This window comes from Prochlorococcus sp. G4PB16, assembly GCF_059772465.1.
The window spans coordinates 1,319,077-1,334,524 of the sequence record NZ_CM186289.1 but is presented as its reverse complement, the minus strand read 5'-3'; the positions used below and the strand labels follow the sequence as shown (position 1 = coordinate 1,334,524).

The window sequence follows — 15,448 nt, the reverse complement described above, 5'->3', positions numbered from 1 at the left end:
TTAACTGAATTTAGCTTTGTAAAATAGAGGCCTCTTCTTCTTTTGTGATTACACGGCCATCTTCGATAAAGTTTGGGATTTCATCAAAGTTTAAATATCTATATATTTCTTCAGTTAAAGGGGAAACTTTTTTGGAAGCTATTGCAAGATATTCATCAATTGTAGGTATATGACCCAACAACGCGCAAACAGCAGCCAGTTCTGCACTTCCTAAGAACACCTGGGCTCCTTTCCCTAATCTATTGTTGAAATTTCTTGTACTGGTTGAGAAAACAGTAGAATTATCTTCCACACGAGCTTGATTGCCCATGCATAGAGAACAACCAGGCATTTCCATTCGGCTACCAGCTTTTTCAAAGATTTCGTAGTATCCTTCTTTTTTCAAAATTTCCTCGTCCATTCGTGTTGGCGGACATACCCACAATCGTGCCGCTATATTTCCTTCTCCTTCGAGAATTTTTGCAGCGGCCCGATAATGACCAATATTAGTCATACATGAACCAATAAAAACTTCTTGAATGGGAGTGCCTGCGACTTCGCTTAAAAGTTTGACGTTATCAGGATCATTAGGACAAGCTAAAACAGGCTCTTTGAGTTCATTCAGGTTTATTTCGATGATTTCTGAATATTGAGCATTTGAGTCCGCTGATAGTAAATCTGGTTTTTTTAACCAATCTTCCATTTCTTTGATTCTTCTACTTATTGTTCTTGCGTCTTTATATCCCCTAGCAATCATATTTTTAAGTAAAACAATATTGCTTTTTAAATATTCACTGATTGTTGATTCAGAGAGTTGAATAGTACATCCAGCACAAGATCTTTCTGCACTTGCATCAGTCAACTCAAAGGCTTGTTCTAATTTTAGGTTTGGTAGACCTTCAATTTCTAATATTTTTCCATTAAACACGTTAACTTTGTTTGCTTTTGCGACCGTTAGAAGACCTTTTTGTATGGCCATCCAAGGAATGGCATTAACTACATCTCTTAAAGTGACGCCAGTTTGTAAAGACCCTTTAAAACGTACAAGAACTGACTCCGGCATATCTAAAGGCATGGAACCAATGGCCGCAGCAAATGCCACAACTCCCGAACCTCCTGGAAATGAGATGCCCAATGGGAATCTTGTATGACTATCGCCACCTGTTCCGACTGTGTCCGGCAAAAGCATCCTATTTAGCCAACTGTGAATAATTCCATCACCGGGTTTTAATGCTATGCCTCCCCTTTCAGCAAAAAAATCAGGGAGTTCTTTTTGAGTTTTGATATCAACAGGCTTGGGATATGCTGCCGTATGACAAAAACTCTGCATAACTAAATCAGCAGAAAATCCTAAACAGGCTAATTCTTTCATTTCATCTCTAGTCATTGGACCAGTAGTATCTTGACTACCAACTGTTGTCATTATTGGCTCACAACTTGCACCAGGGAGAACGCCTTCTAAACCGCAAGCTTTTCCAACTATTTTTTGAGCTTGTGTAAACCCATGATTTGATGCAGGTGGCTCACCAGGACGAATAAAAAGAGTAGAGGGAGGCAGTTTTAATTTTGTTCTAACTTTGTCTGTCAAAGCTCTTCCAATCATTAATGGAATTCGCCCACCTGCTCTTATTTCATCAGTAATAGTTTGTGGTTTTAAGTCAAATTTTGATAGAAGTTCTCCACTATTTGTCTCATTTTCACTTCTTCTAACTTCTCCTTTGTAAGGGAAAATAGTAATTATATCTCCTGTTTTGAGATTGCTTACATCGCATTCAATTGGAAGTGCACCTGAATCTTCTGCAGTATTGAAGAAAATAGGAGCAATTTTGCCTCCTATTACAACCCCACTTCCTCTTTTGTTTGGCACGTATGGTATGTCTTGTCCTGTATGCCAAAGGACAGAGTTTATTGCTGACTTTCTTGAGCTTCCTGTTCCAACGACATCGCCAACATATGCGATTGAATATCCTTTCTTTTTTAATTCTTTGATAGTGCTTAAACCATTTGGATCTCGAGTTTCTAGCATCGCTAGAGCATGTAAAGGAATATCTGGTCTAGTTGTGGCATGAGTTGCAGGAGAGAGGTCGTCAGTATTTGTTTCTCCTTCAACTTTAAACACTGTGACTGTTATTTCTTGAGCTAAAGGTTGTTTATTAGTGAACCATTCTCCATTCGCCCAGCTATTTATAACTTTTTTTGCATAAATATTATTTTTGGCTAATTCTAAAATGTCGTTTAAAGCATCATAAATTAAAAGAGTATTACTTAATGCATTACATGCTGAAGCTGCTAATTCTTTATTATTAGATTTTAGTATTTCAATTAATGCTGCTACATTATATCCCCCAATCATTGTACCCAAAAGTTCAGTTGCTTTTAAAGGACTTACTAACGGACTTTTTGACTCTTCTTGAGCAATTGAGCTCAGCCAAGTCGCTTTGACATAAGAAGCTTGATCAACTCCAGGAGGAATTCGATTAACAAGAAGATCAAGTAAGAAGTTTTGATCGAATTCTTTATCTGGTTTTTCTAATAACTCTGTTAAATCTTTAGTCTGTTTTGCATCTAAAGGCAGCGGAGGGATCCCTAACGCTTCTCTTTCTGCAACATGTGATAAGTAAGTTTTTAGCATTTTTAAATCTCAACAGAGAATGTATTTGAGTGAGGGCCTTTTGTTTTCATTGTTTACAACTGCATGTTTCTTGAACAAACATTCAGATAATGCACTTATTACCCCCCTATGACTGATACTTCTCTAATCTTATATCTATGATCACGCTTTAAATGTCCACCTCATCATATTTTTCAATGGTGGATAGCACCTCTGACCTTCATGTGGTCGAGACTCGTCCATTAATGTCACCAGCATTAATTCATAGAGATTTGCCTTTGGATAAGGCAGCATCTGGAGTTGTTTCTACCACTCGAACCAAGATTCAATCAATTCTTCATGGTAATGATCCAAGAATTTTGGTGATTGTTGGACCATGTTCGGTTCATGATGTTGATGCTGCTATTGAATATGCAAATCGTTTAGCCCCATTGAGAGAGAAATATAGTCAAAAGTTAGAGATTGTTATGCGTGTTTATTTTGAGAAACCACGTACAACTGTTGGTTGGAAAGGACTTATTAATGATCCTCATCTTGATAATTCTTACGATATCAATACTGGTTTAAGAAAGGCAAGAGGTCTATTACTTGATTTAGCCAAAAAAGGGATGCCCGCAGCAACTGAATTACTTGATCCAGTTGTTCCTCAATATATTGCTGATTTAATTAGTTGGACTGCGATTGGAGCAAGGACTACAGAGAGTCAGACTCATCGCGAAATGGCGTCTGGATTATCAATGCCGGTTGGTTATAAGAATGGTACTGATGGGACAGCAACGATAGCGATTAATGCAATGCAAGCGGCTTCCAAACCTCATCATTTTTTAGGAATTAATAATGATGGTCATGCTTCGATAGTTAGTACTACAGGTAATCCAGATGGTCATCTTGTTCTGAGAGGTGGTAAGAATGGAACTAATTATCATCTTGATGCAATTAATTTAATTGCAGATGAATTGGCACAATTTAAGATGCCTGAAAAAGTAATGGTTGATTGTAGTCATGGCAACTCAAATAAAGATTTTCGTAGACAATCAGAAGTTTTACGGGATGTTGCCTTACAGTTAAAAGGTGGATCCAAGAACGTAATGGGCGTAATGATTGAAAGTCATCTTGTTGAGGGTAATCAGAAATTAAATTCAGATTTGTCAAAACTCACCTATGGGCAAAGTGTTACAGATGCATGCATAAGCTTTTCTACAACTGAAGTTTTATTAGAGGAACTAGCTGAATCAGTTAAATAAATTAAGCTGCTTTCTTATATTCCTACTAACCATATCCCTATACAAGTTACTCCAATAGGAACAGTTAAATTGTCAATACCCCAAGGACTTATTTGTTCTAAAAAAGTTGCTATTAGCGAGATGACTATAATTTCTAGAGGCTGTAAGCCTAAATTATTGGTAGCAGAGATAGTTGAAGTCGTTATAGCTACTACTGATCCCATTGTTAATGTTCCAACAATTGATTTCGTTTGATCTAGTATTAACCATTTTGGGGAGTTAATAGACCTTCCGATTAAACCTGCTAATCCATCACCAAAAGCCATTGATAGTACTCCTATGGAAATAGAGGATGCATAGCGAGGCCAAAAAAGTAAAAGTAAAAGTGTGATACTGATACCATATGCAATTGTTCCAAAACTTTTTCTCTCGATATCCTCAATGGCAGGTAATAAACGATACTGATAATTAATACCTAAGGCTAGGGTTATGAATAATGCAGTTAAGAAAGCTATATTTTTTGGAATATCAAATAACCAGGCTAAAAGAATTACAGGTCCTGTTCCAATATGAATAATTTTTCTACTTAACTCTTCTTTTTTTGGAAAATATCTTTTACATAAAAATGCAATTAACAAAATTATAATTATCCATAACGCAATAACAAAAATAGCTATTTGAATAGGCAATGGTTAAGCAGCGTTTTGATGAGTAGTCATTACCCTCAATTTCAAAATGGCTTTTGCCTCAAGCTGTCTTACACGTTCTCTCGAAACATTTATTTGTCTTCCAATTTCAGCAAGAGTAAGTGGTTCTTCTCCATCGAGGCCAAAGCGAAGTCTCATAATTTTTTGCTCTCTCTCATTTAATTGAGATAACCATCCTCCAAGGTGTTCTTTTTGAATACTTCTATCCATTCCTTCCATGGGCTCATCAGAATTTGGATCTGGAATTAGTTCTCCAAGAGTACTTCGATCTTCTTCGCCTCTTGCATGAGCATCAAGAGACGCACATGGCGCGCTTTGCGACACTAAATCTTCAAGATCTTGAGGTTCAATTCCCATGGCGTTTGCCAATTCTAGTCGATTTGGTTGCCTACCAAATCGATGAGATAATTCACGCGATATGCGACGCATTTTTGAAAGTTTTTCGCTGATATGTATTGGCAGTCGAATAGTTCTAGCACTGTTATCAATGGCACGAGTCATACCTTGTCTTATCCACCAGTAGGCATAGGTTGAGAATTTATAACCCATTGCAGGATCAAATTTATCAACAGCTCTTTCTAATCCAATTGCACCTTCTTGAACTAAATCGAGTAATTCGAGACCTTGGTTTTGATATTTTTTTGCAACACTTACAACAAGTCTCAGATTTGCAGCCATCATTCGATCTCTTGCCCGCTTACCCATTTTTATTTTGTGTTTCTGGCGGCTGGAGCGTTCTTCAAGAGGAAGGCTCAACAAATCTTTCATTTGTTGCACATGATGAGCAAGCTCAATTTCTTCCGCAGGAGTAAGCAGTGGGACTCTTCCAATACTTGAGAGATAGAAACCTATTGCATCAGTAGCTAGACGATTACTTTGTCTTCTAGAACCTCGAGATTTTTGACTACTTACAATTGATGCAGATAGTTTTTGGCTTTTGCTTGCCGAAATAGATTTCCCTGATGAAACATCAGAAATTTCCTTGGCAGATTCCAGCGGGATCCCCATCACCCTGGCCTCTTGAAATTAGATTTATTAAGAAGTTAGCACTTATAAGGAGAAGTTGACTAATTGAAACGAAAAATTTATGACTTTTTGCCTAATTAGGTATAAAGCGCATCAAAAAAATAGATTAAATGTTTTGACAAAAGCTTTGAAATTTTTCAATTTTCTTCTTTTTTGTATAGCTTAATAATTTTTTCTTGAATATATTTATTCTTATCATTCACAATTTGATTTTTGGTGTAGCTACCATCACTTTGCATGTTCCAAGAGTCTTTACTTGTTTCTAAATAAGAATCTAATAAATGTTTAATTTCTTTTTTAATTTTATTGTCTTCAATAGGTGTAACTGCTTCAACTCTTCTATCTAAATTACGCCTCATCCAATCTGCACTACCAATAAATACTTCTGCATCTCCATCGTTATTAAACCAAAAGATTCTTGAATGCTCTAAGAATCTACCAATAATGCTTGTTACTTTTATATTTTCGCTAAAGCCTTTTTTCTGAGGATATAGGCAACACATTCCTCTAATTATAAGTTCAATTTTTACTCCTTCTTGTGATGCTATATAAAGTAGTTTTATAATTTCTGGATCCACTAGGGAATTCATCTTGGCTATTATCCTTGCCGATAAGCCATTTTTTGCGTAATTGATTTCTCTTTTTATTAGCTTTTCTATTCCATTTCTAAGAGTTACAGGTGCAACTAATAATTTTCTGTAGGATTGTTGTTTAGCAAATCCAGTAAGATAATTAAATAGTTCAATAAGATCTTGACCGAGCTCAGGTTGACAAGATAATAACCCAAAATCTGTATATGTTTTAGATGTTTTTGAATTATAATTGCCTGTCCCAATATGAAAGTATGTTCTTAATCTGTTTTTTTCTTTTCTTATGATTAAGGCGATTTTTGTATGAGTTTTCAGTCCAATGACTCCATATACAACATGAACTCCAGCCTGCTCTAATTGTTTTGCCCATTGGATATTATTATCTTCATCAAATCTTGCTTTTAGTTCAACGAGAGCCATTACTTGCTTGCCTTTCTCAGCAGCTCTTATAAGTGCATCAATAATTAAAGAGTCTTTGGCAATTCTATACAAGGTCATTTTAATTCCCATGACTTGCTTGTCTTCCGCAGCTTGATTAATAAGCTCCTCGACTGACGTCGAGAAAAGATTGTATGGGTGATGTACTAGTAAATCATTACGGCGAATAATGGAGAATATACTTTTAAAATTGCTTTTATTTCTAGGATCTACTTCTTCTTGTTCTCGCAATTGACTATTTTTGAGTGAATTATGAGTGATACCTTGATGCTCTTTAAATTTTAATTTTGGAAGATTAAAAGTTGTTAATTCTATTAATTCATCTAATGCTAGTAACCCTTCAATTTGGTATAAATTTTCTTTGTCAATATTCATTCCTTCTTGTAAAAGATCAAGAATTACTTTTGGCGTATTTGTAGAGACTTCTAGCCTAACTACTTCACCTCCTTTGCGACGTTTGCGTAACCCTTCTTCTAGCGCGCTCATTAAATCATCAGCTTCAATGTCTCGAAGCTCTAAATCAGCATCTCTTGTAACGCGAAAGAAAGAATATTCTTTAACACCCATTCCAGGGAAAAGCATGGATAGATTATTTGCAATGATTTGCTCAATGGCAATTCCTGTGTATTTTGTTGATTCATTATCATGTAGTTCAACTGGAATACTTATAAATCTAGAAATACTCTCCCCAGGAATTTTTATACGGGTAAATTGTTCTTTATCTGATTCACTATCTACGATAATTGCAGCTAAATTTAAACTAAGATTACTTATAAAAGGAAATGGATGAGATGGATCAACTGCCAAGGGGGTTAGTATAGGAAAAATTGCAGTTGTAAAATAATTATCTATCCAAACCTTTTGTCTTTCATTCAAATCTTTATATTCAAGTATGAATAAATTATTTTTCTTGAAGTCCTTTTCTATATATTGTCTTGTTTTATATTGCTGCGTTTTTAAAATAGGATCTAAATAATTTCGAATATCGACAAGTTGCTCTTCTGGAGATTTACCATCTTGGCTTCTTTTTGAGATTCCACCTTCTACTTGTGATATTAATGAAGCAACTCTAACCATAAAAAATTCGTCTAAATTATTGCTAAAGATTGAACTGAATTTAATTTTTTCTAGTAATGGCGTTTCCTCTTCTACAGCAAGTTCTAACACACGTTTATTAAAATCTATCCAACTTAGTTCACGATTTATATAAGTTTCATTATTGATTTTTGGACTAGTCATTTCTATAACCAATTTATTCAATTTCTAATTATTATTTTAATATCTTGATCAACTATCAGTCTAGGAGATTACTTTTTGCTTGTTATTACTACTGTTGCCTGAAATTAGAAACATAACAAATAGTAGAAGGAATATAGTCCCAAAGAATGGACTTCTCGGTCCAAAAAGATCATATGAGCGTCCTGCTGCTATTGCTCCAAGAAAAGTCCCTAGACTTTGTAATCCTTGCAGATTGCCTAATACTGCGCCTTGACCTATTGAGCTGAGTCTTCTCGAAATTAATGCTCTTAGGCTAGGAGTTACTAGTCCAGTTCCCATTGCAAGTATTGCGACGCCACTAAATACGAGAGGAATTGATGTCTCTATATTTGCGAGAGTTAAAAGAATACATCCTGCCATTACAAAGCCAATACCAGTAAACGTTAATTTCGATTCCCCAAATCTTTTCACAAGAGGACCGATGAGTCCTCCTTGGACAATCATCGCAATAACCCCAACTACAATAAAAGCAGCACTGCATAATTCAGGACTCCATCCAAATTTCTCCTTTAAATAAAGGACTAAAACAGCAGTGAAACCATTAAATGCCATAAAGAAGACAAAAAATGATAAGCAAAGTCTTCTAGCTAAGGGGTTTTTAAATACAATTAGTAGTTGACTAATTGGATTTAAATCTCTTTTTCTTGGTAATAGATTTCTTTTGTTTTTAGGAAGTGTTTCAGGTAAAAATAAAATTACAAAAATCAGATTAAATATTGCGAATCCGCTTGCGACCCATACAGGTAAAGTTACGCTAAATTTGGCTAGAGCTGTTCCTAATCCTGGTCCTAAAATAAAACCTAAACCAAAAGCTACTCCAATCAAACCAAAAGTTTTTGCGCGATTTTCGGGAGTTGAAATATCTGCAAGTATTGTAGTAGCGGTGGCGGCAGTACCTCCACTTATTCCATCAATTATTCTTGCTAGGAATAGCAAAGATAATGGTAAAATTGATGCCCATAAAGGTAAATAATTACCCCAATTCAAGCTTACAGTAATTGCAAATAAACATATTCCTATTACTGAACCTGATACACATGTGATCATTATTGGCTTACGACCAAAACGATCACTCATAGCACCAATCAATGGTGCTGCAGCAAACTGAGATATTGCATAAGTACCAGTTAGAAAACCAAGAGTCGTTGCGCTTGTAGTGAATTGTTCTAATAAAAAAGGTAATAAAGGTAAAACAATGGTTTCACCTAATCGATCATCTAGAAGTGTTATGAAAGCTCCTAAAAGGGTGGGAATCTTTAGCCTTCTCAAAGCAAATAGCTCATAATTTATTCACCCTCTCATACTGTCAGTGAATTTGACATCTTTAGGTAGACACAGTCTAAATCGATATTTGCGACCTTGTGAGAGTTCAGATGAAATGGCTTTGAGAGAAGTTTATGAAGATGCTATTCGAACTTGTGATAAAACCTTATATAACCAAAAACAGATTGATGCTTGGTCTTCCTTGGCTTATCTCCCTGGGATTTTAGATAAACCTCTTAAGGAAGGAGTTGGTTGGGTGAGTTGTGTTAATAAGACGATTGAAGCATTTGCTTTGAGATATCCAACTAATCGTTTGGCATTACTTTATTGTCGAGGGCGTTCGTCACGACAGGGTCACGCTACAGCTTTATTACATCAAATTGAGGAAGATACTCTTAAAGATAGACCTATAAATTTAAAAACAGAGGCAAGTTTATGTAGCTATCAATTGTTTTTACGTCATGGATGGACAATTATTGCTCCTGAGGAAATTCAAATAGGAGGTGTTCATTTTTTACGATATTTAATGGCAAAAACTTTGCATTGAATATCTTTTTAAAAGGTTTTCTTAGGAATCAATATTTGCTTGTCTCCAATTGATTAATTTTTCTAGGTGCTTTAAAGCAAATCCTGAATTGATTACTTCTTTTGCTTTATTAATTCCAACTTTAATATCAGAACATAAGCCTGCATAAAAAAAGTAAATACCCGCATTCCATTCTAGTGCTTTAATTAACGGGCCTTCGCCATTAAGAGCTTGGAAAGCAAATCTCTGCCAGTCTTCGATGTTGGTCCATTCAAGATCTTGTCCTGAATATTCAAAGTCTTTGGGATGAAAAACCGCTCTAGTTCCATTTTGATTTTTATACTGACCAATTGTTGATGAGCGACTTATTGAAAGATCGATCCCACCTTCAAGTCCTTTAACAGTAATTACGTTTTCTTCATCCATAAGCTCAAGTGTTTTCCAGTGCCTTTCTTCAGTTGGAGAATGAACATAGCCACTTATATGTAGATGCTTTCCTTGATGACATGTCCAGATTAATTCCATACTGGATAGCGGTGGTCGTTTACCTATTTGATCTCTATAAGGTATTAAATTTTCAGCTAGTGGGAAATGATCTGGCTGATGAATTAAAGCCAGTTCGTTATGGTTGAAAAAACTTTGTAGTTGAGAAATTGAAAGACCAGTTAAATTTAATCCTAGGGCTTGAAAGAGTTCGTTATGTGTAACGCCGTATTTCACAGGCATACGAGAACCACCATGCAAAATAACAGGCTGTTTTTGCGTTAGTAATAGTAAGGTTGTTAGAGGATATAGAGGTGCAGTTTTTTTTCGACCATCAAAAGGCATCCCAAAAAATATAGGTTGACGTTGATTACTGGGTGATTGAATTTTTGGTCCTAGTTCTATATAGGCATCAATCATCCCGGCTAATTCTTCCGGGATAGGACGTCTAATTCTATGTGCAATCATGAAACCACCAATTTGTGCTGCACTTGCTTCTTCTTTCAGCATCAATTTGATAGCTGCTTTAGTTTCTTCACGAGTTAGACTTTTTCCTGTAAATTGCCCACTTCCTATTTTTCTTAAATAAGTTTTAAATTCTTCGTATTTATATGACATTCGTGTGTTTGTTTTGAAAGGTTAGTTTTCTATGCAAGTTCGTTGCGTTGAGTATTTTTTTTAATTTTATCTAAATCTAAAACAAGATTATCGCTTTGATTGATCGGTCTCAATTGGTCTCAATTTTTTTTAGTATTATCTTCCATTTTCTTCAATGCTCCTAATTGTTTGATTTTTGAGCATTTTCCATACTTCTTGCACTGCAAATAGGTCTCGATGAAAAGTACTTTTAAATCTTTTTCTTCTTTGGGTCTTGATAGCATTCCAACGAAGACTCCCTCCTCAAATGAAACTATTAGTTCTGAAGCGTCTAAGGTTTGTCATGATTTGGCTTTTGGTGAGTTAACTGGAATTAGTAATACATTTACAGGTATTAGTGAAGGGTTGTCTTTGTTACCGAACAGAACTGATCTGAAGACTGATCATCATTTACATTTACTTGTGCATGGCTCTAAAGGTGGGGAAATTCATTCATCTCTCATTTCCACAATAGAACAATTAAAAAGATACAAGAATAGATCTGTTTCTATAGAGGCTTTGACTCAAGAAGTTCCACCTCAAGTTGAGATTGGTAAAAAATCAATGTTATTGGTTCCCCTGTTTTTGTTACCTGGCACTCATGTCTGTAATGATGTTCCAAAAATATTCAAACGTTTTCAGGACGATGGTAAAAATATTAAATTGTTTCCTTTTTTAGGTTCTTTTCACCCATGGCTATCATTAATAGGTGATTGGATAAGTAATCATAGTTCTTTTGATAAACCTGCATTGATTCATCATCCTGTTTTTTCAGAGACCTCTAGTGTTTTCGTGAAATCATTGGAAAATGTCTTAGACATTCCATTATATTCATGGTCCAGATGGAACCAAGAAATTTTGTATGGTGAAAAGAACTATTTTCCTGTTCCTTATTTTTTAACCCCAAATAAAAATGTCGAAATTGATAGTAAAGGAAAACAGCTCAAATCTTTGCTTGAAATTGAAATGATTCATCGAGGTCTTATAAATATCTTAGGAAACTTGCCATGACCACAGAACAGCTTGGTACTGTTTATCTGGTCGGAGCAGGGCCTGGCGACCCTGATTTGTTAACAGTTAAAGCACAAAGATTAATTAGGCAATGTGATGCTCTTGTATACGACTCTTTAGTTCCAGTTGAGTTGCTAAACTTAGTATCTGCAAAGTGCCAACTTCACTCAGTTGGTAAGAGACGTGGTCACCATTCAGTTCCTCAAAGAAAAACGAATCATATTCTTTTTGATTTAGCTAAGAGTTGTTCTTGCATAGTCCGATTAAAAGGAGGTGATCCATTCTTATTTGGTAGAGGTGCGGAAGAAGCTGCCTATCTTGCTAAAAAAGGTGTGCCAGTTCAAGTTGTACCCGGAGTTACATCTGGCATCGCTGCTCCAGCTTATTTAGGTATACCTATTACTCATAGGCTTGCTGGATCTTCAGTAACTTTTGTGACTGGACATGAAGGAATTGATAAAAAGCGTCCAGCAGTTGATTGGCGCTCTCTAGCTCAATCCAGTGATGGATTAGTCATATATATGGGTGTTTATAATTTAAAATTTATCTCCACAGAGTTAATTGCTGGGGGAATGAATCCAACCACACCTGCAGCAGTGATTCAGCAGGGAACTGTTGTTGGACAACGCTTTATAAAGTCATCATTAGAGACTCTTTTTGATCGAGTAGAAGCCGAAAATTTCATCTCTCCCTCTATCGTTGTAATAGGGTCTGTTGTTGATTTCCAAGTAGAGGCTTGTTCTCCTCCACCTGCTGATGTTACGTTCCCAATTCCAATCTAGTTAAAAGCGACAATCACTCTGCAGATTTCAATAGGTTTAGCCAAAAGTCTTTAGGGTTTGTTTTGACCCTCAACTTTTTTTTATTTATCTGTTTAATTGGCCGACAACTCAAACTATTAATTAAGAACCATTCATCATTATCTTGAGGTGTGGCCTCAATGATGTTCTCTTTTATTATATTTAAATCAATTCCTCGTTGACGCATTATGCCAGGTAGACAACCACTATTAGATGGTGGAGTCAACCAATTATTTTCTCTTTTTACTAATATATTTGCTGTAGTGGCGCAACATATTTCACCTTGAATATTTAATAATATTGCATCATTAAAGCCTGCATTTTTTGCCTCTATGCGCGCTTGAATCCCTTGGTTATAGGAAAATGTTTTACAATAACTCAATCGACTAAAAGAATTTCTTCTTTCAGCTTGGCTAATTACTGTAGATATAGATTTAAAATTTGGTTGACAAGAATCCATCTCCAACCAAAAATTATTATGGCTTGTCTGACTGATATCAATTCCACGTTGTTCAGATTCTCCTCTAGTCCAATTAATACGAATGACTCCATTGTTATTATTTAATTGTGCTCGATTAATGCCATCTTCAATGAGTGAAATCAACCATGCTTTTGATGGTGGTGAATTCATTTCTAAGATACTTGCACTTTTTTCCAATCTATTCAAATGCTCATCTAGAAGCTGTGGAATTCCATTTAAAATGAAAATCGTTTCAAAGATGCCATCCGCGAAGTTCAGCCCTCGATCATTAAGTGGGACTTTTAAATCTTTGAAGACTCCCCAGTGACCATTAATCCAGCCTAATTTTTTGCTTTTATTTTCAATCATGTTAATGCTTTTAAAAGTGGCATTAATTTCCAATTCATTTCTTCAGCTTCTTTTTTGCTATCTGAATCTGCAACAATTCCACATCCAGCATGAGCAGTGATTGAGGATTCTTTAATAATTAAAGATCGAATCAGAATATTGCTATCAAGTACGCCATCCCAATTAATATTTAGTATTGATCCACAATATGGACCTCTAGCTGATGGTTCAAGTTCATACAATCTTTTACAAGCTCTAAGCTTGGGTGCTCCTGTTATTGAACCACCTGGCCAGCAGGCTTCAAGCAAGTCAACCCAAGTTTTACTTGGATTGAGTTTACCTTTAACTACTGAAGTGAGATGATGAACTTGAGAATAGCTCTCTAAAACTAGTAGATGAGGAACATTGATTGAACCAGGCTTGCATACTCTTCCAAGATCATTTCTTAATAGATCTACAATCATTATGTTCTCGGCATGATCTTTTTGACTACATATAAGCTCTGCTGCCCAATCAGCATCCTTTTCTGGATCTCTATCTCTGGGTCTAGTTCCTTTGATTGGTCTTGTTTCTACCTCGCCACTTGGTAAGGCTTTTAGAAATCTTTCAGGTGAGGTTGATATAATAGCTTCTCCTTTTGCCATTTGATCTCCGATAATTACTCCAGCAAATGGAGCGGGAGAGCATTTTTTGAGTTTTGAATATATGTCTATTGGCCTCATGGACTCGGGTAGCAATGCTTGGCATGAAGTAGTTAAATTAGCCTGAAAAATATCACCGTTAGCAATCCATTTTTTGATCTCATCAACTCTTTCAGAATATTCTTGATTTGTTAACTTCCAGTCCCAGGAGTCTAGGGGGATACTATGCCTGCGTTCTGTTTGTTTTGTTGCTTCAGTACAAGTCTTGGAAAGCTTGTGATTAAAAGTACTCTTTAGAAAATTTTCCATAATCGACAGGCGCTTTTGATCTTGGCCTTCTAGCCATAGCTCTTTCTTTTGAAGATCAAATTTTAATATAGGGTCATGAGAGGCTATCCATAAAGTTGCCATAGAACTTGTTTGCCATGGATTTTGTGGCTCTGTCCAAGATGCTGCTTCATAACTCAGCCATCCAGTCCAATGTCCCGGTGGTAATTCGCGTAAAATTTTAAAAGGATTTGAATTCTTTTTTGAAATTCCTAATTCTCTAGAACAAAACTGCTTTAAAGGATTAATTCCCAAGGTAACCCATCGACCTAAATCACTCCCATCACCATCAAGCCATATAAATCCAGCCTCTCCCCATTCTTGAATCAATTTGTGAGCTACTAGCTCAGGTGATTCCCACTGACATAGTTGTCGTTTAATGTTATTCACTAGATATCTTGACTACATAGATCTTCGCGACCTATTTCTTTTAATGCTCTATCTCTAATACGACAACTATCACACTTACCACACGGTTGCTTTTCACCTTTATAGCAACTCCATGTTTTTTCTATAGGAATTTGTAAGCGTAATGCCTCTTTAAAAATTAAAGTTTTTTCCCAATTCAGTAGTGGAGCCCACAGTTTTATACCTTTCCCTTCACGCCCTACTCTGCTGGATAAGTTGGCTAATTCTTGATATGCCTCTAAATAATCCGGCCTACAGTCTGGATATCCAGAATAATCCATTGCATTAATGCCTAATGCTATTCGATTTGCACCACGAGCCTCTGCAAGACTTAAACCAATAGCAACAAAGATTGTATTTCTACCTGGAACGTAAGTGTTAGGAATGGTATTTTTTTGTATGCCTTTAGTGGGTATTTTTTGTGACGTATCGGTTAAGGAGGATCCACCCCAAGAAGATAAATCAATCTTGACTGTTATATGATCTTCAAGATTTAAATCTTTTGCTAAATCTGCTGCTGCTTGTAATTCTTTCAAATGTCGTTGGCCATAATCAAATGATAAACCAATTACTTTTTGCCCAGCTTCCATAGCGATACAAGCAGCTGTAGCTGAATCAATTCCTCCGGACAGTAATGCAATTGTTGTCTGTTTAATCATTATTTTTTTTTAATCCAATGAAGCAAAATCTCAT

Annotated in this window: 13 protein-coding genes; 4 read left to right on the top strand and 9 right to left on the bottom strand. The window is 35.9% G+C overall.

Features of this window, described 5'->3' with window-relative positions; genetic code table 11:
- Positions 1–10: 10 nt before the first annotated feature.
- The gene (gene acnB, locus AC6EIZ_RS07665; RefSeq protein ID WP_498510169.1) at positions 11–2,611 is read right to left on the bottom strand and encodes a bifunctional aconitate hydratase 2/2-methylisocitrate dehydratase; all 2,601 of its coding nucleotides are present in this window, start codon (positions 2,609–2,611) and stop codon (positions 11–13) included.
- A 152-nt stretch (positions 2,612–2,763) separates the two neighbouring features.
- On the opposite strand from acnB, the gene AC6EIZ_RS07660 reads away from it, so the two are divergent.
- Complete coding sequence (locus tag AC6EIZ_RS07660; protein WP_498510167.1) at positions 2,764–3,834, top strand: 3-deoxy-7-phosphoheptulonate synthase; 1,071 nt, start codon at positions 2,764–2,766, stop codon at positions 3,832–3,834.
- 14 nt (positions 3,835–3,848) lie between these two features.
- On the opposite strand, the gene AC6EIZ_RS07655 is transcribed toward AC6EIZ_RS07660, so the two are convergent.
- The 4 genes from AC6EIZ_RS07655 to AC6EIZ_RS07640 form a co-directional block, all read right to left on the bottom strand.
- Complete coding sequence (locus AC6EIZ_RS07655; protein ID WP_498510165.1) at positions 3,849–4,502, bottom strand: diacylglycerol/polyprenol kinase family protein; 654 nt, start codon at positions 4,500–4,502, stop codon at positions 3,849–3,851.
- Positions 4,503–4,505: 3 nt separating this feature from the next.
- Positions 4,506–5,528 (bottom strand): RpoD/SigA family RNA polymerase sigma factor, encoded by a 1,023-nt coding sequence (locus tag AC6EIZ_RS07650; RefSeq protein WP_498510163.1) that lies wholly within the window; start codon positions 5,526–5,528, stop codon positions 4,506–4,508.
- A gap of 155 nt (positions 5,529–5,683) precedes the next feature.
- Positions 5,684–7,813: a polyphosphate kinase 1 gene (ppk1, locus tag AC6EIZ_RS07645; protein WP_498510162.1), complete on the bottom strand. Its 2,130-nt coding sequence runs from the start codon at positions 7,811–7,813 to the stop codon at positions 5,684–5,686.
- A 60-nt stretch (positions 7,814–7,873) separates the two neighbouring features.
- Positions 7,874–9,121, bottom strand: a complete 1,248-nt coding sequence (locus AC6EIZ_RS07640) for an MFS transporter (RefSeq protein WP_498510160.1) — start codon at positions 9,119–9,121, stop codon at positions 7,874–7,876.
- Positions 9,122–9,230: 109 nt separating this feature from the next.
- On the opposite strand from AC6EIZ_RS07640, the gene AC6EIZ_RS07635 reads away from it, so the two are divergent.
- On the top strand, positions 9,231–9,662 hold the full coding sequence (locus AC6EIZ_RS07635) for a GNAT family N-acetyltransferase (protein ID WP_498513228.1): 432 nt from the start codon (positions 9,231–9,233) through the stop codon (positions 9,660–9,662).
- Between the two features lie 21 nt (positions 9,663–9,683).
- Here AC6EIZ_RS07635 and AC6EIZ_RS07630 read toward each other — a convergent pair whose 3' ends face one another.
- Positions 9,684–10,742: an anthranilate phosphoribosyltransferase family protein gene (locus tag AC6EIZ_RS07630; RefSeq protein WP_498510158.1), complete on the bottom strand. Its 1,059-nt coding sequence runs from the start codon at positions 10,740–10,742 to the stop codon at positions 9,684–9,686.
- Between the two features lie 216 nt (positions 10,743–10,958).
- Between AC6EIZ_RS07630 and AC6EIZ_RS07625 the strand changes: the two genes are divergently transcribed.
- On the top strand, positions 10,959–11,771 hold the full coding sequence (locus tag AC6EIZ_RS07625) for a CbiX/SirB N-terminal domain-containing protein (protein WP_498510157.1): 813 nt from the start codon (positions 10,959–10,961) through the stop codon (positions 11,769–11,771).
- Positions 11,768–12,553 (top strand): uroporphyrinogen-III C-methyltransferase, encoded by a 786-nt coding sequence (cobA, locus tag AC6EIZ_RS07620; RefSeq protein WP_498510155.1) that lies wholly within the window; start codon positions 11,768–11,770, stop codon positions 12,551–12,553. The genes AC6EIZ_RS07625 and cobA overlap by 4 nt, the downstream gene beginning before the upstream one ends.
- A 13-nt stretch (positions 12,554–12,566) precedes the next feature.
- Here cobA and AC6EIZ_RS07615 read toward each other — a convergent pair whose 3' ends face one another.
- Genes AC6EIZ_RS07615 through queC form a run of 3 tightly spaced genes read right to left on the bottom strand, consistent with a single transcriptional unit; the run spans position 12,567 to position 15,414 of the window.
- Complete coding sequence (locus tag AC6EIZ_RS07615) at positions 12,567–13,400, bottom strand: aminotransferase class IV (RefSeq protein WP_498510153.1); 834 nt, start codon at positions 13,398–13,400, stop codon at positions 12,567–12,569.
- Entirely contained in the window at positions 13,397–14,737 is a 1,341-nt protein-coding gene (locus tag AC6EIZ_RS07610; protein ID WP_498510151.1) for an anthranilate synthase component I family protein, read from the bottom strand. Before AC6EIZ_RS07610 ends, AC6EIZ_RS07615 begins: the two co-directional genes overlap by 4 nt.
- Positions 14,737–15,414, bottom strand: coding sequence for a 7-cyano-7-deazaguanine synthase QueC (queC, locus tag AC6EIZ_RS07605; protein WP_498510149.1), 678 nt, complete (start codon positions 15,412–15,414; stop codon positions 14,737–14,739). Before queC ends, AC6EIZ_RS07610 begins: the two co-directional genes overlap by 1 nt.
- Positions 15,415–15,448: the final 34 nt, after the last annotated feature.

Excerpts from the sequence above, each read along its gene's own strand:
- acnB (WP_498510169.1), bottom strand. The coding sequence starts at position 2,611 with ATGCTAAAAACTTACTTATCACATGTTGCAGAAAGAGAAGCGTTAGGG.
- AC6EIZ_RS07660 (WP_498510167.1), top strand. The coding sequence starts at position 2,764 with ATGTCCACCTCATCATATTTTTCAATGGTGGATAGCACCTCTGACCTT.
- AC6EIZ_RS07650 (WP_498510163.1), bottom strand. The coding sequence starts at position 5,528 with ATGGGGATCCCGCTGGAATCTGCCAAGGAAATTTCTGATGTTTCATCA.
- ppk1 (WP_498510162.1), bottom strand. The coding sequence starts at position 7,813 with ATGACTAGTCCAAAAATCAATAATGAAACTTATATAAATCGTGAACTA.
- AC6EIZ_RS07635 (WP_498513228.1), top strand. The coding sequence starts at position 9,231 with ATGGCTTTGAGAGAAGTTTATGAAGATGCTATTCGAACTTGTGATAAA.
- AC6EIZ_RS07630 (WP_498510158.1), bottom strand. The coding sequence starts at position 10,742 with ATGTCATATAAATACGAAGAATTTAAAACTTATTTAAGAAAAATAGGA.
- AC6EIZ_RS07625 (WP_498510157.1), top strand. The coding sequence starts at position 10,959 with ATGAAAAGTACTTTTAAATCTTTTTCTTCTTTGGGTCTTGATAGCATT.
- cobA (WP_498510155.1), top strand. The coding sequence starts at position 11,768 with ATGACCACAGAACAGCTTGGTACTGTTTATCTGGTCGGAGCAGGGCCT.
- AC6EIZ_RS07615 (WP_498510153.1), bottom strand. The coding sequence starts at position 13,400 with ATGATTGAAAATAAAAGCAAAAAATTAGGCTGGATTAATGGTCACTGG.
- queC (WP_498510149.1), bottom strand. The coding sequence starts at position 15,414 with ATGATTAAACAGACAACAATTGCATTACTGTCCGGAGGAATTGATTCA.